General features: G+C 68.7%; 18 protein-coding genes. 11 read left to right on the top strand and 7 right to left on the bottom strand.

The features are described 5' to 3' along the window. The first annotated feature begins 1 nt into the window (after position 1). The 3 genes from ligD to AC07M8_RS15555 all read left to right on the top strand — a co-directional run bounded on the left by ligD (position 2) and on the right by AC07M8_RS15555 (position 5,955). Positions 2-2,461 carry a DNA ligase D gene (ligD, locus tag AC07M8_RS15565; RefSeq protein WP_495175234.1) on the top strand — a complete coding sequence of 820 codons (2,460 nt, stop codon included), beginning with the start codon at positions 2-4 and terminating at the stop codon, positions 2,459-2,461. A gap of 112 nt (positions 2,462-2,573) precedes the next feature. Beyond that, a complete protein-coding gene (locus tag AC07M8_RS15560) occupies positions 2,574-5,048 on the top strand; it encodes a circularly permuted type 2 ATP-grasp protein (RefSeq protein ID WP_495175233.1) in 2,475 nt (824 codons plus the stop codon). 13 nt (positions 5,049-5,061) lie between these two features. Next, positions 5,062-5,955, top strand: coding sequence for a transglutaminase family protein (locus tag AC07M8_RS15555; protein ID WP_495175232.1), 894 nt, complete (start codon positions 5,062-5,064; stop codon positions 5,953-5,955). 174 nt (positions 5,956-6,129) lie between these two features. Here the strand turns inward: AC07M8_RS15555 and AC07M8_RS15550 are convergent, their stop codons facing one another. After that, positions 6,130-6,390, bottom strand: a complete 261-nt coding sequence (locus tag AC07M8_RS15550) for a hypothetical protein (RefSeq protein WP_495175231.1) — start codon at positions 6,388-6,390, stop codon at positions 6,130-6,132. A 96-nt stretch (positions 6,391-6,486) separates the two neighbouring features. Here AC07M8_RS15550 and AC07M8_RS15545 point away from each other — a divergent pair, with 96 nt between their 5' ends. The 5 genes from AC07M8_RS15545 to AC07M8_RS15525 all read left to right on the top strand — a co-directional run bounded on the left by AC07M8_RS15545 (position 6,487) and on the right by AC07M8_RS15525 (position 10,828). After that, positions 6,487-7,416 (top strand): DnaJ C-terminal domain-containing protein, encoded by a 930-nt coding sequence (locus AC07M8_RS15545; protein WP_495175230.1) that lies wholly within the window; start codon positions 6,487-6,489, stop codon positions 7,414-7,416. Between the two features lie 5 nt (positions 7,417-7,421). Further along, entirely contained in the window at positions 7,422-8,378 is a 957-nt protein-coding gene (locus AC07M8_RS15540; RefSeq protein WP_267394254.1) for a YihY/virulence factor BrkB family protein, read from the top strand. Then, the gene (gene fabI / locus AC07M8_RS15535) at positions 8,375-9,178 is read left to right on the top strand and encodes an enoyl-ACP reductase FabI (protein WP_495175229.1); all 804 of its coding nucleotides are present in this window, start codon (positions 8,375-8,377) and stop codon (positions 9,176-9,178) included. The genes AC07M8_RS15540 and fabI overlap by 4 nt, the downstream gene beginning before the upstream one ends. A gap of 57 nt (positions 9,179-9,235) precedes the next feature. Next, the gene (gene aroC, locus AC07M8_RS15530; RefSeq protein ID WP_495175228.1) at positions 9,236-10,303 is read left to right on the top strand and encodes a chorismate synthase; all 1,068 of its coding nucleotides are present in this window, start codon (positions 9,236-9,238) and stop codon (positions 10,301-10,303) included. A gap of 174 nt (positions 10,304-10,477) precedes the next feature. Continuing rightward, positions 10,478-10,828: a hypothetical protein gene (locus AC07M8_RS15525; RefSeq protein WP_495175227.1), complete on the top strand. Its 351-nt coding sequence runs from the start codon at positions 10,478-10,480 to the stop codon at positions 10,826-10,828. Between the two features lie 113 nt (positions 10,829-10,941). On the opposite strand, the gene AC07M8_RS15520 is transcribed toward AC07M8_RS15525, so the two are convergent. From AC07M8_RS15520 to AC07M8_RS15500, 5 genes are all read right to left on the bottom strand, one after another. Then, a complete protein-coding gene (locus tag AC07M8_RS15520; RefSeq protein ID WP_495175226.1) occupies positions 10,942-11,274 on the bottom strand; it encodes a hypothetical protein in 333 nt (110 codons plus the stop codon). Positions 11,275-11,376: 102 nt separating this feature from the next. Further along, entirely contained in the window at positions 11,377-12,666 is a 1,290-nt protein-coding gene (locus AC07M8_RS15515) for an adenylosuccinate synthase (RefSeq protein WP_495175225.1), read from the bottom strand. Positions 12,667-12,824: 158 nt separating this feature from the next. Beyond that, the gene (locus AC07M8_RS15510) at positions 12,825-13,931 is read right to left on the bottom strand and encodes an ATP phosphoribosyltransferase regulatory subunit (protein ID WP_495175224.1); all 1,107 of its coding nucleotides are present in this window, start codon (positions 13,929-13,931) and stop codon (positions 12,825-12,827) included. 308 nt (positions 13,932-14,239) lie between these two features. After that, entirely contained in the window at positions 14,240-15,817 is a 1,578-nt protein-coding gene (gene serA, locus AC07M8_RS15505) for a phosphoglycerate dehydrogenase (RefSeq protein WP_495175223.1), read from the bottom strand. A 106-nt stretch (positions 15,818-15,923) separates the two neighbouring features. Further along, positions 15,924-17,084, bottom strand: a complete 1,161-nt coding sequence (locus AC07M8_RS15500; RefSeq protein WP_495175222.1) for a phosphoserine transaminase — start codon at positions 17,082-17,084, stop codon at positions 15,924-15,926. A gap of 191 nt (positions 17,085-17,275) precedes the next feature. Between AC07M8_RS15500 and AC07M8_RS15495 the strand changes: the two genes are divergently transcribed. Together AC07M8_RS15495 and AC07M8_RS15490 are read left to right on the top strand one after the other, a co-directional pair. Further along, entirely contained in the window at positions 17,276-17,953 is a 678-nt protein-coding gene (locus AC07M8_RS15495) for an extensin family protein (protein ID WP_495175221.1), read from the top strand. A 42-nt stretch (positions 17,954-17,995) separates the two neighbouring features. Then, a complete protein-coding gene (locus AC07M8_RS15490; RefSeq protein WP_495175220.1) occupies positions 17,996-18,877 on the top strand; it encodes an LOG family protein in 882 nt (293 codons plus the stop codon). A 35-nt stretch (positions 18,878-18,912) separates the two neighbouring features. Here AC07M8_RS15490 and AC07M8_RS15485 read toward each other — a convergent pair whose 3' ends face one another. Then, positions 18,913-19,818, bottom strand: a complete 906-nt coding sequence (locus AC07M8_RS15485) for a LysR family transcriptional regulator (RefSeq protein WP_495175219.1) — start codon at positions 19,816-19,818, stop codon at positions 18,913-18,915. A gap of 91 nt (positions 19,819-19,909) precedes the next feature. On the opposite strand from AC07M8_RS15485, the gene AC07M8_RS15480 reads away from it, so the two are divergent. Beyond that, on the top strand, positions 19,910-20,785 hold the full coding sequence (locus tag AC07M8_RS15480) for an aldo/keto reductase family oxidoreductase (RefSeq protein ID WP_495175218.1): 876 nt from the start codon (positions 19,910-19,912) through the stop codon (positions 20,783-20,785). The last annotated feature ends 31 nt before the right edge of the window (positions 20,786-20,816 follow it).

The raw sequence follows: 20,816 nt of genomic DNA, 5'->3' as shown, positions 1-20,816 counted from the left end.
GATGGCCGCCACCGATCCCCTCTCGCGCTACAATGCCAAACGCGACTTCACCAAGACCGCCGAGCCCGCGGGCACGCTGGCGCCGGGCCACGGCAACAGCTTCATGGTCCAAAAGCATGACGCGACCCGGCTGCACTGGGATTTCCGGCTGGAGATAGACGGCGTGCTCAAGAGCTGGGCGGTGACGCGCGGCCCCAGCCTCGACCCAGCCGAGAAGCGCCTCGCGGTGCGTACCGAGGATCACCCGCTGTCCTATGCGACCTTCGAAGGGACGATCCCCGCGGGCGAATATGGCGGCGGCACGGTGATGCTGTGGGATCGCGGCACTTGGTCACCGATCGCGGGCAAGAGCGCCAAGGACATCGACGAGGGCCACCTCCACTTCGTGCTCGAGGGCGAGCGGATGAAGGGCGAGTGGCTGCTGATCCGGCTGAAGCCACGCGGCCGCGAGAAGAACGAGAACTGGCTGCTCCGCAAGATCGACGATCCCGCCGCCGGCGGCACCGACACGCTGGTTGAGGAGGCGCTGACCAGCGTCGCCACCGGGCGGACGATGCAGGAGATCGCCGAGGGCAAGAAGCCGGCCAAGGCTGCGCCGCCGAAGAAGGCCGCCAAGATCAAGGCCAAGGCCGCCGCGGCCGCCAAGGGCAAGCCGCCAGCGTTCCAGGAACCGCAATTGTGCACGCTGGTGGATAGCGTCCCCACCGGCGGCGGCTGGCTCCACGAGGTTAAATATGACGGCTACCGCGCGCTGGTCGCGGTCGGCGGCGGCACCGCCAAGGTCTATACCCGCAGCGGGCTCGACTGGACCGACAAATTCGCCGCGATCGCCGAGGCCGCGGCGGCGCTCCCGGTGCAATCGGCGCTGATCGATGGCGAGATCGTCGCGTTCAAGGAGGGCCGGCCGGATTTCTCGACCCTCAAGGATGCGATCTCGGCAGGCGGCGACATGACCTTGTTCGCCTTCGACCTGCTCGCGCTCGATGGCGAGGATCTGACGGGGCTCGCCACCATCACCCGCAAGGAGCGGCTGCACGCGATCATCCCGAACAGCGATCGGATCCATTATTCCGACCATGTGCTCGGCTCGGGCGAGCAATTGTTCGAGACGATGTGCCGCGAGGGGCTGGAGGGCGTCGTCTCGAAGCAGGCCGATGCGCCCTATCGCGGCCGCCGCACCAAGGCATGGCTGAAGGCGAAATGCACCCGCCGCCAGGAATTCGTGATCGTCGGCTGGACGCCGTCGGACAAGAACCGCGGTTTCAAGTCGCTGCTGCTCGGCGTCCATGAGGCGGGCGTGCTGCGTTATGCGGGCAAGGTCGGCACCGGTTTCGGCGCCGCGCTGATGGACGAGATCGGCGACAAGCTCGCCGCGCTGGCGCAGGCCGAGCCGACGGTGAAGGCGCCGCGCGCGATGGTGCGCGGCGCCAAATGGGTGAAGCCCGAGCTGGTCGCCGAGATCGCCTTTACCGAGGTGACGCCCGATGGCGTGCTCCGCCACCCGAGCTTCCTCGGCCTGCGCGGCGACAAGAAGGCGGCGGACGTGGTGGTCGAGACCCCCGAGCCGGCACCGGCGACGCTCGCGGTCGAGCTCCCCGAGGTCCACGTCAAGGTGAGCAGCCGCGACCGGGTGATCTTCCCCGAATCGGACGTCACCAAGGGCGAGCTCGCGGACTATTACGCGCAGGTCTCGCCGATCATGCTGCCCTGGGCCGGGCGCCGGCCGGTCAGCCTGGTGCGCTGCCCGCAGGGCCGCGCCAAGCAATGCTTCTTCCAGAAGCACGATGCCGGCAGCTTCGGCGAATGGGTCCACCATGTCGACATCACCGAGAAGGACGGCACCGTCGAGCCCTATCTCTACGTCGACGACGTCGATGGCCTCACCGCCTGCGTCCAGATGGGCACCATCGAATTCCACGGCTGGGGCTCGTCGATCGACGCGCTCGAGCAGCCCGACCGGCTGGTGTTCGATCTCGATCCCGACGAGGGGCTCGATTTCGGCGACACCAAACGGGCCGCCGACTATCTCAAGAACCAGCTCGCCGAGATAGGGCTGGTAAGCTTCCCGCTGCTGTCGGGCGGCAAGGGCGTCCATGTGGTGGTGCCGCTGACGCCGCAGGCCGAATGGCCGGCGGTAAAGGACTTCGCCGATCGCTTTGCCCGCGCGCTGGCCGCCGCCGATCCCGAGCGGTTCGTCGCGGTCATGTCCAAGGCCAAGCGCAAGGGCAAGATCTTCATCGACTATCTGCGCAACCAGCGCGGCGCGACCGCGATCATGCCCTATGCCGCGCGGGCGCGTGCCGGCGCGCCGGTGGCGGCGCCGGTCTCCTGGACCGAGCTGCGCGACCTCGACACCGCGGCGCGCTGGAGCGTACGCGATGCCGCCGAGCTGCTCGCGCGCGCCGGCTCGCGCGCGCTGGACGGCTGGGGCGTCGCCGACCAGGTGCTGCCGGATCTGTAACCCGTCTGCGGCTATTACGCGCGAACGATGAAGACTGGTCCTTTTATGTTGCATGGCAGCGCGCAACCGTAGACGGTGCCGCTCACACCGCGGGGACATGTAAAGGCAAGCGATGGCGACGCGACCGGCGCCCCTGTTCGACGCGGCGACGCATGCCAAGCGCTGGATCGCGGATTATTGCGCCCGCGCCACCGCGGACGACGTGCTGTGCAGCAGCGACGATCCGGCCTGGGCGGCGATGTTCGAGGAACTCGCCACCGTCGCGTCCGACGATCTCGACCACATCCGCGAGCGCGTCCGCCGCCATGCCGCCGACATCGGCATGGGCTTTCGCATCTCGGGCGAGGCCGACGAGCGACCCTGGCCGGTGTCCCCCGTGCCGCTGCTGATCGACAGCGCGGAGTGGCGCGAGATCACGCAGGGCGTCGTCCAGCGTGCCGATCTGCTCGAGACGGTGATCGCGGATCTCTATGGGCCCGGCCGGCTGGTCGAGCGCGGCCTGATCCCCGCCGCGCTGGTGACCGGCAGCCCCTATTTCCTGCGGCCGATGGTGGGGCTCGAACCGCCCGGCGGTCGCCACCTCCATTTCATCGCGATGGATCTCGGTCGCGGCCCCACCGGCGAATGGCGGATCCTTGCCGATCACCTGCGCGCGCCCGCCGGCGCCGGCTATGCGCTCGAGAACCGGCTTGCGGTGAGCCGCACGCTCGGCGGTCTGCAGGCGCGGCTCAACGTCCAGCGCCACGCGCCCTTCTTCGCCGCGTTCCGCGCCGGGATCGCCGCCATGTGTCGCCGCGCCGAGCCGCGGATCGGCCTGCTCACGCCTGGACGGTTCAATCCGAGCTATCCCGAACAGGCGCATCTCGCCCGCTACCTCGGGCTGCTGCTGGTCGAAGGCGCCGATCTCGCCGCGCTCGAGAACCAGCTCTATGTCCGCACCATCGGCGGGCTCAAGCGCGTGGACGCCTTGTGGCGGCGGGTCGATCCGCGGCTGCTTGATCCGCTGGCGTTCGATTCGCATTCGCAGATCGGCGTGCCGGGGCTGATCGATGCCTATGCCGCGGGCAATGTCGTGCTCTCCAACCCGCCGGGGTCGGGCGTGCTCGAGGCGCCGGCGTTCAGCGCCTTCCTGCCGCAGCTGGCGACGCGGCTGCTTGGCGAAAGCCTGCACATCCCCAACATCGCCACCTGGTGGTGCGGCCACGATCGCGAGCGCGTGCATGTCGAGGAAGACCTCGATCGGCTGCTGATCGGCCCCGCATTCGGCGCGGCGCCGCTCGGCCTGCCCGGCAACAAGCCGATCCCCGGCGCCGAGATCACCGGCGCGGCGCGCATCGCGCTGCTCGCCGACATGGCCCGCCGCCCGCAGGATTATGTCGGCCAGGAGATCGTCCGCCTCTCCACCATGCCGGTCGTGATCGGCGACCGGCTCGAGCCGCGGCCCTTCACCTTGCGCGTGTTCCTCGCGCGCGACGCGCATGGCGCCTGGACGGTGCTGCCCGGCGGTTTTGCCCGGATCGGCGACGATCCCGATCCACGCTCGACGGTGATGGGCGAAGGCACCTGGTCGGCCGACGTCTGCATCCACGGCCATGAGGCGGTGGACCAGGTGTCGCTACTGCCCGCGCAGGATTCGCTCGCCGTGCGCCGCAACCCGGGGACGCTGCCGAGCCGGGTCGCCGATAATTTTTACTGGCTCGGCCGCTATCTCGAGCGTGGCGAGGCGCTGCTCGCGGCGATCCGGGTGATGCTCGGCAACTCGATCGATGCCGATGGCGGCGCGGCGCTGTCGTCGGCGACGATGGGCAAGCTCGTCGGCCTGATCGCCGGCGGTGGATCGGCGCCGCACCCGCTGTCGCTGCGCCGCGGCGACCTGACGCTGTTCGCCCGCCAGGCGATGGAGGACGAGGACTGGCATTCGGTGGCGACGATCAACCGCCTCGCCCGCTGTATCGGCGAGGGATCGCGCGACCGCTTGTCGGCCGACATGGTGCGGCTGCTCGAGGCACCCTTCCCCACCCATCGCGGCATGCTGGATCGCGCCGGCTCGCTGCAGCGGCGCTATGCGGCGATCGCCGGCTTGTCGGCCGAGCATATGGGCCGCACGGCCGCTTGGCGGTTCCACGATCTCGGCCGCCGGCTGGAACGCGCGATGGCGATGACCAGGGCGGTGAGGCTGTTCGGCATGCCCGGCGCGACCGCCGACGATCTCTCGACGCTGCTCGACCTCGCCAACAGCCAGATCAGCTATCGCCAGCGCTACCTCACGGGGATCGCGCGGGTGCCGGTGGTCGACCTCGTCGCGCTCGATCCGGGCAACCCGCGCAGCCTCGCCTATCAGACCGAACGGCTGAACGAGCGGCTTGGCGAACTGCCGGTGCTGAGCGACGATGGCATGGCCGAGCCGCAACAGGCGCTCGCCAAGGCGCTGACCGCGATCCTCGCCACCACGGCCGCCGCGACCATGACCCCCGATACGCTCGGCGATCTGGAGCGCCGGCTCGCCCAATTGTCCGACGCGGTCGCGCGCCGCTATTTCCTTCAGGGCGCCGAACCGCTGCGCGCCGTGGGGCTGACGCTGGCATGAAGCCCGACATCCGATGATCTACGACATCCGCCACGTCACCCGCTTCGATTACGGCGGTTTCGTCAAGTTCGCGCGCTGCAACCTGCGGCTCCAGCCGATCGACTGGCCGGGCCAGACGGTGGAGGATTATGCGCTCACCGTCGAGCCGGTCGGGCGCACCTCGCCGGCGCGCGCCGAGGCGGGGCTCGCCAACGTCACCCGGCTGGTGATCGACACGCCGGTGCGCAGCCTCACCATCGAAAGCCGCGCGCGGATTGCGGTCGATCGGCTGATCCCGATCCCCGACGCCTCAGACCCGACGCTCGCCGAGGTCGCGGCGATGGCGCGCCACAGCCGCGATCTTTCGGCGATCGGCCCGGCCAATTACCTGTTCCCCTCGCCGCTGATCCCGCTCGACCATGGCATCGCCGATTATTGCGCGGCGGATCTCGATCCCGCGCGCGGCAGCCTGGAGGCGGGAATCGCGCTCGCGCAGCGGATCCAGCGCGATTTCACGTTCGACGCTACCGCGACTCTGGTCGACACGCCGCCGCACGAAGCTTTCCTGCACCGCAAGGGCGTGTGCCAGGATTTCGCGCAGATCATGATCACCGGGCTGCGCGCGGCGGGGCTGCCGGCAGCCTATGCCTCGGGCTATATACGCACCATTCCGCCCCCCGGCGAGCCGCGGCTGGTCGGCGCCGACGCGACGCACGCCTGGGTGTTGCTATGGTGTGGGCCGGTGCAGGGCTGGGTCGGGCTCGATCCCACCAACGGCATCTGGATGGCGGGCGATCACATCGTCATGGCCGTCGGCCGCGACTATGCCGAGATCGCACCGGTCGACGGCGTGGTGCTCGGCTCGCATGCGCAGAACATGGAAGTGTCGGTCGACGTCGCGCCGCTGGAGGAAGTGGTGGTCGCCTAGCCTGCCCCGCCCCGCCGCCGCACCGTCATCCAAGCCTTCCCCACGCCGTCACCCCAGCGGAAGCTGGGATCTCCTGGTGGCGGAGGGATGGAGCCGCTGGAGACCCCAGCTTCCGCTGGGGTGACGGACTTTGGGTCCGGGCGACGGTAGACCGGGGCCACCGGCCGATAGCGTCTACTTCGTCACGGCATTCTCGTTACCGACGCCATCGTCGCTATCCTTGTCGCCGGTGCCCGAATATTCCATCCCGCTCTGGCCGCCATGGCCCATGAAGCCGCCGCCGGCGCCGCCGGGCTTCTTGCCGGTATGCGGATTGGGATAGGCGCCGCCGCTGCTTTCGCTGCCGCCAGCGGTCTTGCCCGGCGCGTCGCCGACGCCGTCCTTGCTGCCGTCGTGATTGGTATCCATCGCCTGGGTGGGTTGCTTGTCGGTCATGATCGCGTCTCCTCGATGCCACCAACGATGCAGCCACCGATTGCGTTGCGCGGCTCCCTCCCCCACATAGCCGGCTAATACACCAACGGGGACTCGATGGCCGATCCATATCAGACCTTGGGCGTGGCGCGCGGCGCGACCGAGGCCGACGTCAAGAAGGCGTACCGCAAGCTCGCCAAGGAGCTTCACCCGGACCGCAACAAGGACAATCCCAAGGCGTCCGAGCGGTTCAGCCAGGTGACGAGCGCCTATGACCTGCTCACCGACAAGGACAAGCGCGCGCGCTTCGACCGCGGCGAGATCGACGGCGACGGCAACCCCGCCGCGCCGTTCGGCTATGGCGGCGGCAGCCCGCGTGCCGGTGGCCCGGGCGGCGGCGGCTTCAACAGCGCCGGATTCGAGTTCGGCGGCGACGGCGCCGACATGGGCGACATCTTTGAGGGCCTGTTCGGCGGCGGTCAGCGCGGCGGCGGCTTCGCCAGCGGCTTCGGCCGGCGACCACAGCCCAAGGGCGCCAACATCGCCTATCAATTGCGCGTTCCCTTTGTCGATGCGGCGACGCTCAGCCCGCAACGGGTGACGCTTGGCGACGGCAAGGCGATCGACCTCAAGCTGCCGGCCGGGGTGGAGACCGGCACCCAGATGAAGCTCGGCGGCAAGGGCGAGCAAGGCCCGGGCGGCGCCGGCGACGCAATCGTCAGCATCGAGGTACAGGGGCACCGCTTCTTCACCCGCGACGGCGATGACGTCCGGCTCGATCTGCCGATCACCCTCAAGGAGGCGGTGCTCGGCGGCTCGGTGCGCGCGCCGACCGTCGACAAGGCGGTGATGCTGACGATCCCCGCCGGCACCACCTCGGGCAAAACGCTGCGCCTCAAGGGCAAGGGTTTTCACCGCAAGGACGGCACCCGCGGCGACCAGCTCGTGACGCTGATGGTCGACGTGCCTGCGCATGATGCCGCGCTGCAAGCCTTTGCCGAACAGTGGGATGGTGCCGGGAACCCGAGGGCGGCGCTGGGCGTCTGAGCCGCGTGACAGACGCTGCCCCCGCCCTAACCCCCGAAGACCGGGCGAAGCATCGCCACGGCGCCCACCACCACCTCGCCAAGCTGAAGCCCGGCCCGGCCACCATCGAGGTGTTCAAGCGCGCCGCGTTCGGTGTGTTCAACGACGGCTTCATCCACGCCGGCAATCTCGCCTATCTTGCCCTGATGACGGTGTTCCCGTTCTTCATCACCGCGGCGGCGCTGCTGTCGCTGCTCGGCCAGAGCGCCGAGACCCAGCGCACGGTGGCCTCGTTCCTCCACGTGCTGCCCCCCGATGTCGCCGACATCCTGCGCAAGCCGATCGCCGACGTGCTGGTGGCGCGGACCGGCAACCTGCTGTGGCTCGGCGGGCTGGTCGGCTTGTGGACGGTGGGCGGCTTCGTCGAGACGATCCGCGACATCTTCCACCGTGCTTATGGCGTCAAATCGACCGCGCCCTTCTGGCGCTCGCGGCTGTCGTCGTCGGGGATGATCATCCTGTCGGTGATCATCGCGCTGATCGCCTTCCTGGTGCAGGGCATCCTCACCGCCGCCGAGCAGTTCATCTACCGGCTGCTGCCCTTCGCCGAGAACGCCGCCGGCTGGGTCGGCCTGTCCCGGATCATCCCCGGGCTGCTGATGTTCGGCGCGCTCTACATGCTGTTCTATTCGGTGACGCCGTCCAAATACCGCTACACCGAGTGCAAGAAATGGCCGGGCGCGTTGTTCACCACCGCCTGGTGGGTGGGGATGACCGCGCTGCTGCCGATCGTGCTCGCGCAGCTCGGCGGCTATGACCTCACCTACGGCAGCCTGGCCGGCGTCGTGGTGATGCTCCTGTTCTTCTATCTGATCGGCCTCGGGCTGGTGTTTGGCGCCCATCTCAACGCGGCACTGGCGGAACCGCCCGAACCGGCGCTACAGGGTGCAGCGACGAGCAAGACGGAGGCGGTGACGGCGTGACGGGGTTGATGGCGGGAAAGCGTGGGCTGATCATGGGCCTGGCCAACGACAAGTCGCTGGCGTGGGGGATTGCCAAGCAATTGTCGGCCGCCGGCGCCGAGCTCGCTTTCTCCTACCAGGGCGAGGCGATGGAGAAGCGCGTGCGCCCGCTCGCCGAGCAGCTCGGCGTCGCCCGGCTGTTCGACTGCGACGTCTCGGACATGGACGCGCTCGACGCGACCTTTGCCACGCTCGCCGCGGAATGGCCGACAATCGACTTCGTGGTCCATGCCATCGGCTTCTCGGACAAGTCGCAGCTGCGTGGTCGCTATTACGATACCACGCTCGACAATTTCCTGATGACGATGAACATCTCGGCCTACAGCCTGGTCGCGGTGGCCAAGCGCGCGCGGACGATGATGCCCGAGGGCGGCTCGATCCTGACCCTGTCCTATTACGGCGCCGAGAAGGTCATCCCGCATTACAATGTCATGGGCGTCGCCAAGGCGGCGCTCGAGACCAGCGTCAAATATCTCGCGGTGGATCTCGGGCCGGAGAACATCCGCATCAACGCCATCTCGGCGGGCCCGATCCAGACGCTGGCGGCGCGCGGGATCGGCGACTTCAACTATATCCTCAAGTGGAACGAGCTCAACTCGCCGCTGCGCCGCACCGTGACGATCGACGACGTCGGCGGCGCCGGATTGTACATGCTCAGCGACCTGTCGAGCGGCGTCACCGGCGAGATCCACCATGTCGACGCCGGCTACAACGTGATCGGCATGAAGGCCGAGGACGCGCCGGACATCGCGCTCGCCTGAGCCGATTACCCAACGCGACAGCTTGACCCCTCCCCTCCGTCGCGAGAGGGAGGCATCATGAGCGTCAATTCCTTCGGCCACGTCTTCCGCTTCACTACCTGGGGCGAGAGCCACGGTCCCGCGATCGGCGCGGTGGTCGACGGCTGTCCGCCGGGGCTCGCGCTCGCCGAAGCGGACATCCAGCCCTGGCTCGACAAGCGCCGTCCCGGCACCTCGCGCTTCACCACCCAGCGGCGCGAGCCCGATCAGGTGCGCATCCTTTCGGGCGTGTTCGAGGGCCGCACCACCGGCACCCCGATCAGCCTGATGATCGAGAATGTCGACCAGCGATCGAAGGATTATTCTGAGGTCGCGCTCGCCTATCGCCCCGGACATGCCGATTACGCCTATGACGCCAAATACGGCTTTCGCGACTATCGCGGCGGCGGGCGGTCATCGGCGCGCGAGACGGCAAGCCGGGTGGCGGCCGGCGCGGTCGCCAGGCTGGTGATCCCGCAGGTGCGGATCCGCGGCTGGGTGGAAGCGATCGGCGGCGATGCGATCGATTACGCCGCGTTCGACGACGCGACGATTGACGCCAATCCCTTCTTCTGCCCCGACCCTGCCGCGGCGGAGCGCTGGGAGGCGCTGGTCGACGGCGCGCGCAAGGCCGGCTCGTCGCTCGGCGCGGTGGTCGCCTGCGAGGCAGTGGGCGTGCCCGCCGGCTGGGGCGCGCCGCTCTATGCCAAGCTCGACGCCGAGCTGGCGCATGCGGTGATGGGCATCAACGCCGTCAAGGGCGTCGAGATCGGTGACGGCTTTGCCGCCGCGGCCCTCACCGGCGAGGCCAATGCCGATGCGATGCGCCCGGGTGACGAGGGCCCCACCTTCCTCGCCAACCACGCCGGCGGCATCGCCGGCGGCATCGCGACCGGCCAGCCGATCCGGCTGCGCGCCGCGTTCAAGCCGACCAGCTCGATCCTCACCGCGGTACCGACGATCGACCGCGACGGCCGGGCCGCCGAGATCGCCACCAAGGGGCGCCACGATCCGTGCGTCGGCATCCGCGGCGTGCCGGTGGTGGAAGCGATGATGGCCTTGGTGCTCGCCGATCAGGCGTTACTCCACCGGGCTCAATGTAGTTAATCGAAGGGAACACCTGCCCCTGCGAGCCGTTGATACGATAACGAAAAGCAGGAGAGAACGATGCGAAAGATCATGACACTTACCGCCGCTGCGCTGTTGTTGCCGACCGCCGCCATTGCGCAAACGACAACTGGTGGGTCGACGTCAGGCACCATGGGTGGCTCGACAGGGACCATGGGTGGTTCCACGTCGGGCACGATGGGCGGCACGACATCGGGCACCATGGGCGGCACCACCGGTGACATGTCGATGGGCCAGACCGGCACCGGCCAGTCGACGACCTCCGGCACCACCGGCGGCACGACCAGCACCACCCGCAGCAAATCGACGCGCAGCACCCATCGCGGCACCACCGGCACGCGCTCGGGCACCGGCACGACGACCATGGGGACGACGTCGACCACCGACTCGACCATGTCGCCGGATTCGATGACCAGCCCCGATGCAACCGGCACGACCACGCCGGGTACGTCCACGGGCACGGGCACGACGAGCAGCTCGGGCGGCTCGACTACCCCGCGCTAAGCTCGTCTCCGACGGGTGAAAGGAAAGGCCGGGCGAGCGATCGTCCGGCCTCTTCTTTTGCGATCGGTAACCGGCGAAGCGACGAGAGTCCCGTCGCACGGAACCGCGGATCACTATCGTGCGGCGGAGGCATCCAGGAAAAATTGGCGCATCGAGGCGGCAGCCTCGTCGGTCAGCGTCACCAGGATCCGATCGCTTTTCACGGTTCGCGTGACGCGCTTGTCATGCTCCAGCATCGACAGCCAGCGCAGGCCGGTGGGCAGGCGTGCCGCCGTCTCGGTGATCAGCTCGATATCCTCGATCTCGCGCCCTTCGCTGCGCGCGACGAACAGGATCATCAGCATGTCCCAGGCGTGTTCGTCGAATAGCGCGTGATCGAAATGGGTGTAGCGTAACCGGCGGAACGCGAGCTGGGACTTGGCCAGTCGGACGAGATCGTCTTCCATCCTTCTTCTCCCTGTTTGATCTCCATAACAGGCCAGACAGTAAAAGGATGCTTGGTTGAACCGGCGGCATGATCTTCATGCCACCGGCAAAGATGATCTAGATTAGTCCGCGAACGGATCGCGGACCAGGATGGTGTCGGCCCGTTCGGGACTGGTCGATACCAGGGTCACCGGGCAGCGGATCAATTCCTCGACACGACGGATATACTTGATTGCCTGGGCCGGCAATTCGGCCCAGCTGCGCGCGCCGGCCGTGGAATCCTGCCAGCCTTCCATCGTTTCGTAGATCGGCTCCACCGCGGCCTGATCGGCGGCGTGCGAGGGAAAATAGTCCAGCGTCTCGCCGCGCAGGCGATAGCCGGTGCAAATCGAGATCGTCTCGAAGCCGTCGAGCACGTCGAGCTTGGTCAGTGCGATGCCGGTGATCCCCGAGACGGCCGCCGACTGGCGCACCAGCACCGCATCAAACCAGCCGCAGCGGCGCTTGCGCCCGGTGACGGTACCGAACTCGTGGCCGCGGGTGCCGAGGCGCTCGCCGATCTCGTCCTCGAGTTCGGTCGGGAACGGCCCCGAGCCGACGCGGGTGGTATAAGCCTTAGCAATGCCGAGCACGAAGCCGACCGCCCCTGGCCCGAGACCCGAACCGCCCGCCGCGCTGCCGGCGATGGTGTTGGACGAGGTGACGAACGGATAGGTGCCGTGATCGACGTCGAGCAGCACGCCCTGCGCGCCTTCGAACAGGATGCGCTTGCCCGCCGCGCGCGCCTCGTTGAGGTCGCGCCACACCGGCTTGGCGAAGGACAGCACGAAATCGGCGATGTCGCGCAGCTCGGCGATCAGCGCGTCGCGATCGATCGGCGGCTGGCCGAAGCCGGCACGCAGCGCGTCATGATGCGCGGTGAGCCGATCGAGCTGGGCATCGAGCTGGTCGAGATGGGCAAGATCGCAGACGCGGATCGCGCGACGACCGACCTTGTCCTCATAGGCCGGGCCGATGCCGCGCCTGGTGGTGCCGATCTTGCCGGCGCCGCTCGCATCCTCGCGCAGGCCGTCGAGATCGCGGTGGAACGGCAGGATCAATGCGCAATTGTCGGCAATGCGCAGCGTCTCCGGGGTCGCCACCACGCCCTGTGCCGCGAGCCGCTCGATCTCGGCCTTGAGCGCCCAGGGGTCGAGCACCACGCCATTTCCGATCACCGACGGCGTGCCACGGACGATTCCTGAGGGCAGCAGCGACAATTTGTAGACGTTCTCGCCCACCACCAGCGTGTGGCCGGCGTTGTGCCCGCCCTGGAAGCGGACCACCATGTCGGCGCGCTCGGCGAGCCAGTCGACGATCTTGCCCTTGCCCTCGTCGCCCCACTGGGCGCCGATCACGGCTACATTGGCCATGGATACAATTCTCCGCCTGCCTGGCGAATCCGCGCGCCCTTCGACAGGGCTCGGCGCGCGGACGGTTCCGATTGTTCGGTGGCGCGCCTAGCCTCGGGGGCCCGGCGCGTCAACCGCTCGCGCTCGCCTGCTCCTGCGCGCGCAGCGGCGCGGCGCCCTCACGCGCCCAGCAGCCGCGCCTCGCCCGCCGCCCAGACGTGCGTGCACAATTGCGCCTCGGGCGTGTCGCCAGCCTCCAGCGCCGCCACCGTCACCCAGCCGGCGGCGCGCATCGCCGCGCCGTCTGCCGGCGCGGTGCCCACTGGCAGGAACAGCCGCCGCCGCTCGGCCGGCGCGGCGGTGGCGACGATCGCATCGGCGAAGATCGAGAAGCCGGTCGCGGCTTCCTCGGCGCCGCCATCGTGCATCACGGTATAGGTGCCGCCGCGGCCGACCTCGCGCGTCGCGCCGGCCACGAACAGCGAGAAGCCGAGCCACGATTGATATTCGAAGCCGTGGCGCTCGGTGGGATCGAGCGTCAGCCCGACCCGGCCACCCACGGCGTTCGCCAGCGCTGCCAGCCCATCCAGGCGGCTGGTGAGCGCGCCGCTGGCATCGAAGCCGCGTAGCCGCGCCAGCGCCGCCTCGAAAGGCCCGGCCGCCTCGATCAGCGGCAGATAGGCCGGCGCCAGCTCCGCCACCGCGCCGGCATCCTTGGCATCGAGCCGGTCGCGCAACGCCTCGACTCGCTCCGCCGGCACCGGGAACGGCCCGGCCGCCAGCGTGTCGACAAGATCCGGCAAGGTGAAATCGATCGAGACACCGCTCGCACCGGCGGCGGCCAGCGCCTCGACCGCGACGCCGACCACTTCCTGCGCCGCCGCGACCGAATCGAGCCCGATCAGCTCGCAGCCGATCTGGCGCCACTCGCGCGCCGGGGCGAGCTGCTCCGCACGCAGCTTGAGCACAGGGCCGGCATAGGACAGCCGCACCGGGCGCGGGTGATGCCCCATCCGCGTCGCGGCGATGCGGGCGATCTGCGCGGTGAGATCGGGGCGGATCGCCAGCGTGCGCTGCGACACCGGATCGACGAAGCGCACCGCATCGATCAGCGCGCCGTCCTTGAGCCGCGAGCCGAGGCTGTCGGCATATTCAACGAGCGGCGGATCGGCGCGCTCATAGCCATGCAGCCGCGCCGCCTCCAGCACCCGCGCCTCGATCGCGGCGGCGGTATCGGCATGGGGCGGCAGACGGTCGCGGAAACCTTCGGGGAGCAATGGGGTCATGCCGGCTCCATAGAGCGCCCCTGCCGCAATGGGGAGAGGGGTAGCGCAGGATGACGAGGGGTGCTCGTTCGCGCCGAGCCAGTCGACGCGCGGGGTGTCCCCTGCCCTTCGACAAGCTCAGGGCGAGCGGCAGGACTGTGTCGCGCTCGGACAAGCATTGAGCCGTTCGTGCTGAGCTTGTCGAAGCACAGTAAGTCTCATGCCCGTCGACAACGCTCGGGGCGAACGGCAGACTGTGTCCCTCGCACACGGCCGCGGCCGCATCCCGTCCCCGGACGAGTCCGGGGACAAGAAGGTTCAGCCAGGCCTCAGAACGACAGGCCCATCGCGGTCTTGACGCCGGGCAGCGCCTTGACCTTGGCGAGCAGCTCCGCGGTTACCGGCTCGTCGACCGAGAGCAGCAGCACCGCCTCGCCGCCGGCCGAGCGGCGGCCGAGATGGAAGGTGCCGATGTTGACCCCTGCCTCGCCGAGCGCGGTGCCGAGCCGGCCGATGAAGCCGGGGGCGTCCTCATTGACGACGTAGAGCATCGGGCCGACCAGATCGGCCTCCACCTTGATGCCGAACAGCTCGACGAGGCGCGGCGCCTGGTCGCCGAACAGGGTTCCCGCCACCGATCGCTCGCCATCGGCGGTCTTCACCGCGACGCGCAACAGCGTGTGGTAATCGCCCTCGCGCTCGGTGCGGATCTCGCGCACCTCCATGCCGCGATCGCGCGCGAGCAGCGGCGCGTTGACCATGTTGACCGTCGCAGTCTGGGTCTGGAGGAAGCCGGCCAGCACGGCGCTGGTGATCGGCTTCTGGTTGAGCTCTGCCGCCGCGCCCTCGGCATGGACCGAGATGCGCGTGATCGCGCCGGTCGCGAGCTGGCCGACCAGGCTGCCGAGCTTCTCGGCGAGCGCCATGTACGGCTTGAGCTTGGGCGCTTCCTCGGCCGACAGCGAGGGCATGTTGAGCGCGTTGGTGACACCGCCCGAGACCAGGAAGTCCGCCATCTGCTCGGCGACCTGAATCGCGACATTGACCTGCGCCTCGGTGGTCGAGGCGCCGAGATGCGGGGTGGAGATGAAGTTCGGGGTGCCGAACAGCGGCGATTCCTTGGCCGGCTCGGTCACGAACACGTCGAGCGCGGCGCCGCCGATATGGCCGGAATCGAGCCCCGCCTTGAGCGCCGCCTCGTCGATCAGCCCGCCGCGTGCGCAATTGACGATGCGTACGCCCTGCTTGGTCTTGGCGAGATTCTCCGCCGACAGGATGTTGCGGGTCTGGTCGGTCAGCGGCGTGTGCAGGGTGATGAAGTCGGCGCGGGCGAGCAGCTCGTCCAGCGTCACCTTCTCGACACCCATCTCCACCGCGCGCTCGGGGGTGAGGAAGGGATCATAGGCGACCACCTTCATCTTAAGGCCACGGGCGCGATCGGCGACGATCGAGCCGATGTTGCCGGCGCCGATCAGGCCGAGCGTCTTGGCCGTCATCTCGACGCCCATGAAGCGGTTCTTTTCCCACTTGCCGGCCTGAGTGGACTTGTCCGCCTCCGGCAGGTCGCGGGCGAGCGCGAACATCAGCGCGATGGCGTGCTCGGCGGTGGTGATCGAATTGCCGAACGGGGTGTTCATCACCACCACGCCCTTGGCCGACGCGGCGGGGATATCGACGTTGTCGACGCCGATGCCGGCGCGGCCGACCACTTTGAGGTTGGTCGCGTGCTCGAGAATCTCCTTGGTGACCTTGGTCGAGGAGCGGATCGCGAGCCCGTCATAGTCGCCGATGATCGCCATCAGCTCTGCCGGGGTCTTGCCGGTGATCTCGTCCACCTCCACCCCGCGCTCGCGGAAGATCTTGGCGGCCTGGGGATCCATCTTGTCGGAAATGAGGACTTTGGGCATGACGAAGTGTCTTTCTGCAATGCGTCATCCTGACGAAAGTCAGGATCTCGTGCGGCAGGCATACGCCCGCGGGACGAGATCCCAGCTTTCGCTGGGACGACGATAATTAGTTGGAGGCCTTGGCGGTGGTATAGGCCCAGTCGAGCCACGGCCCGAGCGCCTCGATGTCCGCGGTGTCGACGGTAGCGCCGCACCAGATCCTGAGACCCGGCGGTGCGTCGCGATAGCCGGCGACGTCATAGGCCGCGCCTTCCGCCTCGAGCAGCGACGCCATCTTCTTGATCAGCGCCTCGTCCGCGCCCTCGACGGTGAGGCACACGCTCGTCGTCGAGCGGTTCGCCTCGTCGGCGGCGAGATTGCCGAGCCACGGCCGCTCGGCGACGATGGTCTGCAGCGCCGCGGCATTGGCATCCGAACGCGCGATCAGGCCATCGAGCCCGCCAAGCGACTTGCCCCATTCCAGCGCGAAAATCGCGTCTTCCACCGCCAGCATCGACGGCGTGTTGATCGTCTCGCCCTTGAATACGCCCTCGGCGAGCTTGCCCTTGGAAACGAGGCGAAACACCTTGGGCAGCGGCCAGGCCGGGGTGTAGCTCTCCAGCCGCTCGACCGCGCGCGGGCCGAGGATGATCACGCCATGCGCGCCCTCGCCGCCCAGCACCTTCTGCCACGAGAAGGTGGCGACATCGATCTTGTCCCACGGCAGGTCATAGGCGAACACGCCCGAGGTTGCGTCGGCGAACGACAGGCCCTCGCGGGTCTCGGGGATCCAGTCGCCGTTCGGCACCCGCACACCGCTCGTGGTGCCGTTCCAGGTGAACAGCACGTCGTTCGACCAGTCTACCGCGCCGAGATCAGGCAGCTGGCCATAGTCGGCGCGCAGCACGGTGGGATCGATCTTGAGCTGCTTGACCGCGTCGGTCACCCAGCCCTCGCCGAAGCTTTCCCAGGCGAGCGTGGTGACGGGCTTGGCCCCGAGCATGGTCCACATCGCCATCTCGAACGCGCCGGTGTCTGAGCCGGGAACGATGCCGATGCGGTGGGTATCAGGCAGGCGGAGGCATTCGCGCATCAGGTCGATGGCATAAGCCAAGCGCTGCTTGCCGATCTTGGAGCGGTGCGAGCGGCCGAGGCTGGCGGTGGCGAGCTTGGCGGCGTCCCAGCCCGGCGGCTTGGCGCAGGGGCCGGAAGAAAAATAGGGCCGTGCCGGTTTGGTGGCAGGCTTCTCGAGCGCACCCGTGGCGGGTGCGAGAACAATATCCGTCAATGTAGTCTCTCCTCACAGAGAGCGCGCGCGGCGTTGGGACCGCGTGGCCCGTCGACGGCGTTAGGGACGTCGGCGCAGACTGGCAACCGCAAATCGGCCGCGGGCGGATCGGCCACGATTCGTCGCAAGCGTGATGCGGATTCATTGCCGGACGACCGCATCCCTCTCTACGACCGGCACAAAGGGGAAGTATGTTGCGTCAGCATGGTCGGCAATTGTGGGTGGCGGCGACGGCGCTGGCGCTGCTGCTCGCCGGCTGCGGCAGCCGCGAGCGCCCCGCCCAGCAGCGGCCGCCGCAGCCGCGCGGCGCGATATCCAAGCCGTCGCCGCATGACACCGCACAATGCCTGGGCGACCTGCACCGCGAGGCGGTCTCCTTCCGTGTCCTGCCCGACAAGGACCTCGGCAATGGCTGCGGCCTCGCCGGTACCGTCCAGCTGGTCGACATCGGCGTGCCGGTGACCAATCTCGGCGCGTTGCGCTGCGGCGAGGCGCGCGCCTTCACCAGCTGGGTGCGCAACGGCGTCGCCCCGGCGGCCTATCAGATCCTCGGCAGCGAGCTTGCCCGGGTGGAGAGCATGGGCAGCTATGCCTGCCGCAACGTGATCGGATCGGCCCGCGCTGCCTCGCGGCGCTCGGGCCATGCGATCGCCAATGCGGTCGACATTGGCGGCGTGACGCTCAAGGACGGGCGGCGGATCAGCATCCTCGCCGACTGGAACTCGCCCGATCCGGCGGTGCGCCAGTTCCTCCAGACGATCCATGGCTCGGCCTGCAAGCGATTCGGCACCGTGCTGTCGCCAGACTATAACGCCGCCCATCACAACCACCTCCACCTCGAGGACGATAACGCGCGTCTCTGCCGCTGACGGCCCCTTTTCGCCGCTCCTGCTTTGCTTTACCGGGCTCGGATGACTGACACACGAGTACCGAACCGCGTCTTCCCGCACGCCAAGCAGGACGCGGAAAGCGCCAAGGGCGCGATCTCCACGCCGCAGACCGAGAACCCCGCCTACCGGCTCGCCTTCCAGGACATGGACTTCCTGCTGCGCGAGGACCTGCGCCCGGTGCGTTTCCAGCTCGAGCTGCTCAAGCCCGAATTGCTGCTCGACGAGGCGCAGATCGCCTCCACCTTCGTGATGTACGGCTCGGCGCGCATCCCCGAGCCCGCCAAGGCGCAGGCGATGCTCGAGATGGCGAGCGACGACACCGCGCGTGCGATCGCCGAGCGGCTGGTCGCCAAGAGCCGCTATTATGACGTCGCGCGCGAGCTCGCCCAGATCGCCAGCCGCGTGCCGCGCGACCAGGCCGGCAAGCGCCAGTTCGTGGTCTGCTCGGGCGGCGGCCCGTCGATCATGGAGGCCGCCAACCGCGGCGCGGCGGACGTCGGCGCCGAATCGGTCGGGCTCAACATCGTGCTGCCGCACGAGCAGGCGCCCAACCCCTATGTGACGCCGTCGCTGAGCTTCCAGTTTCACTATTTCGCGCTGCGCAAGATGCACTTCCTGCTCCGCGCCCGCGCGCTCGCCGCCTTCCCCGGCGGGTTCGGCACCTTCGACGAGCTGTTCGAACTGCTCACCCTGATCCAGACCGGCAAGATCGCGCCCATCCCGGTGCTGCTGTTCGGCCGCGAATTCTGGGACAAGGTGATCAACTTCCAGGCGCTGGTCGACGAGGGCGTGGTCAGCCAGCGCGACCTTGGCATCTTCACCTTCGTCGAAACCGCCGAAGAGGCGTGGGACGTCGTCCGCCTGTTCTACGAGGAGCGCGCCAAGAAGGACGCGGGCCTCTGAGTCCGTCGGCCCTGATCCCCGTCAGCGTCGCGCGGCTACCACCGGCCGTGCGCGCCGACATAGTCGACGAACGCGCGCAGCGGCGCCGGCAGGTAGCGCCGCCCGGGATAATAGAGGTACGGTCCCGAGAACGGCTGCCACCACGGTTCAAGCACCGGCTCCAGCGCGCCGCCGTCGAGATGCGGGCGCAGCCAATCCTCGAACAGGAACACGATGCCGCTGCCGCCGATCGCCGCGGCGATCGCGAGGTCCATCGCACCCCCTGATTGGACGATCAACGGCCCCGCCGGATCGAGCTTGACGATTTCGCCGTCGCGCTCGAACTCCCACGGCCCCATCGTCCCGCTGGAGAAGCGCCCGCGCAGGCAGGCATGGTCGAGCAGGTCGCGCGGATGCTCGGGCCGGCCGCGCCGCGCCAGATAGGCGGGCGCCGCCGCCGCCGCAAAGCGCTGCGTGCGCGGGCCGATCGGTACCGCGATCATGTCCTGCTCCAGCCGCTCGTCATAGCGAATCCCGGCATCGCACCCCGCCGCGAGCACGTCGACGAAACCGTCCTCGGCGATGATCTCCAGCCGGATATCGGGATAGGCAGCAAGGAACCCCGGCACGATCCGCGGCAGCACCAGCCGCGCGGCGCTGACCGGCACGTTGATCCGTAGCGTGCCGGTGGGCGAATCGCGGAAGCCGTTGACCACGTCGAGCGCCGCTTCCACCTCCCCCAGCGCCGGCACCAGCCGGTCGAGCAGCCGCGCGCCCGCCTCGGTCGGCATCACGCTGCGGGTGGTGCGGTTGAGCAGCCGCACGCCGAGCCGCGTCTCCAGCCGCCGCACCGCCTCCGACAGACCCGAGGCGCTGCTGCCCGCGACCCGCGCCGCGTCGCGAAAGCCCCCTGCCCGCGCCACCGCGACAAAAGCTGCAAGGTCGCCGAGATCCGCTGCCATTGTGCGCCTGTCCGTACAGCCTGTGCCGATCTGCGGTTGTTATCGTCCACGGCGGCCGTGTCTACATGCGGATCACCACAGGAGACCCGTCATGACCAGCATCGCCGCCGCCGGCACGTTCGCGCTCGGCACCCGTACCGTCAACCGCCTCGGCTATGGCGCCATGCAGCTCGCCGGCCCCGGCGTGTTCGGCCCGCCCAAGGACCACGCCGCCGCGCTCGCCGTGCTGCGCGCCGCTGTGGAGGCTAACGTCGACCATATCGATACCAGCGATTTTTATGGCCCGCACGTCACCAATCAGCTGATCCGCGAAGCGCTCCACCCCTATCGCGACGATCTCACCATCGTCACCAAGATCGGCGCGCGCCGCGGCGACGATGCCTCATGGATCCCCGCGACGTCGCCGACCGAGCTCACCGCCGCGGTTCACGACAATCTCCGCAACCTCGGCCTCGACGTGCTCGACGTCGTCAACTTGCGCCTGATGGGCGGCGAGGATCATGGCCCTTCGGAGGGATCGATCGCCGACCGGCTGGAGGTAGTCGCCGAGCTGCAGCAACAGGGCCTTATCCGCCACATCGGCCTCAGCAACGCCACCGCGGCCCAGATCGCCGAAGCAAAGGGCATTGCCGAGATCGTCTGCGTGCAGAATCTGTACAATGTCGCGCACCGCGCCGACGATGCGCTGATCGACAAGCTCGCCGCCGACGGCATCGCCTATGTGCCGTTCTTCCCGCTCGGCGGCTTCACCCCGCTGCAATCGACCGCCTTGTCCGATGTCGCCACTTCACTCGGCGCGACGCCGATGCAGGTGGCGCTCGCCTGGCTGCTGCAGCGCGCGCCCAACCTGCTGCTGATCCCGGGGACCTCGTCGGTCGCGCATCTCCACGAAAACCTCGCAGCGGGGTCGCTGGTGCTGCCCGTCGAGGCCATCGCCACGCTTGACGCGATCGGCACCGCCGCCTGAGCCACGGAACCGATGGGTGATCATCTGGGGG

The organism is Sphingomonas sp. GW821-FHT09E03 (genome assembly GCF_059416225.1).
The sequence above is the reverse complement of the archived record's forward strand: the minus strand, read 5'-3'. Positions and strand labels throughout refer to the sequence as shown.

Coding starts and splice junctions, on each gene's coding strand:
- ligD (WP_495175234.1), top strand. CDS start 2: ATGGCCGCCACCGATCCCCTCTCGCGCTACAATGCCAAACGCGACTTC.
- AC07M8_RS15560 (WP_495175233.1), top strand. CDS start 2,574: ATGGCGACGCGACCGGCGCCCCTGTTCGACGCGGCGACGCATGCCAAG.
- AC07M8_RS15555 (WP_495175232.1), top strand. CDS start 5,062: ATGATCTACGACATCCGCCACGTCACCCGCTTCGATTACGGCGGTTTC.
- AC07M8_RS15550 (WP_495175231.1), bottom strand. CDS start 6,390: ATGACCGACAAGCAACCCACCCAGGCGATGGATACCAATCACGACGGC.
- AC07M8_RS15545 (WP_495175230.1), top strand. CDS start 6,487: ATGGCCGATCCATATCAGACCTTGGGCGTGGCGCGCGGCGCGACCGAG.
- aroC (WP_495175228.1), top strand. CDS start 9,236: ATGAGCGTCAATTCCTTCGGCCACGTCTTCCGCTTCACTACCTGGGGC.
- AC07M8_RS15525 (WP_495175227.1), top strand. CDS start 10,478: ATGGGTGGTTCCACGTCGGGCACGATGGGCGGCACGACATCGGGCACC.
- AC07M8_RS15520 (WP_495175226.1), bottom strand. CDS start 11,274: ATGGAAGACGATCTCGTCCGACTGGCCAAGTCCCAGCTCGCGTTCCGC.
- AC07M8_RS15515 (WP_495175225.1), bottom strand. CDS start 12,666: ATGGCCAATGTAGCCGTGATCGGCGCCCAGTGGGGCGACGAGGGCAAG.
- AC07M8_RS15510 (WP_495175224.1), bottom strand. CDS start 13,931: ATGACCCCATTGCTCCCCGAAGGTTTCCGCGACCGTCTGCCGCCCCAT.
- serA (WP_495175223.1), bottom strand. CDS start 15,817: ATGCCCAAAGTCCTCATTTCCGACAAGATGGATCCCCAGGCCGCCAAG.
- AC07M8_RS15495 (WP_495175221.1), top strand. CDS start 17,276: ATGTTGCGTCAGCATGGTCGGCAATTGTGGGTGGCGGCGACGGCGCTG.
- AC07M8_RS15490 (WP_495175220.1), top strand. CDS start 17,996: ATGACTGACACACGAGTACCGAACCGCGTCTTCCCGCACGCCAAGCAG.
- AC07M8_RS15485 (WP_495175219.1), bottom strand. CDS start 19,818: ATGGCAGCGGATCTCGGCGACCTTGCAGCTTTTGTCGCGGTGGCGCGG.
- AC07M8_RS15480 (WP_495175218.1), top strand. CDS start 19,910: ATGACCAGCATCGCCGCCGCCGGCACGTTCGCGCTCGGCACCCGTACC.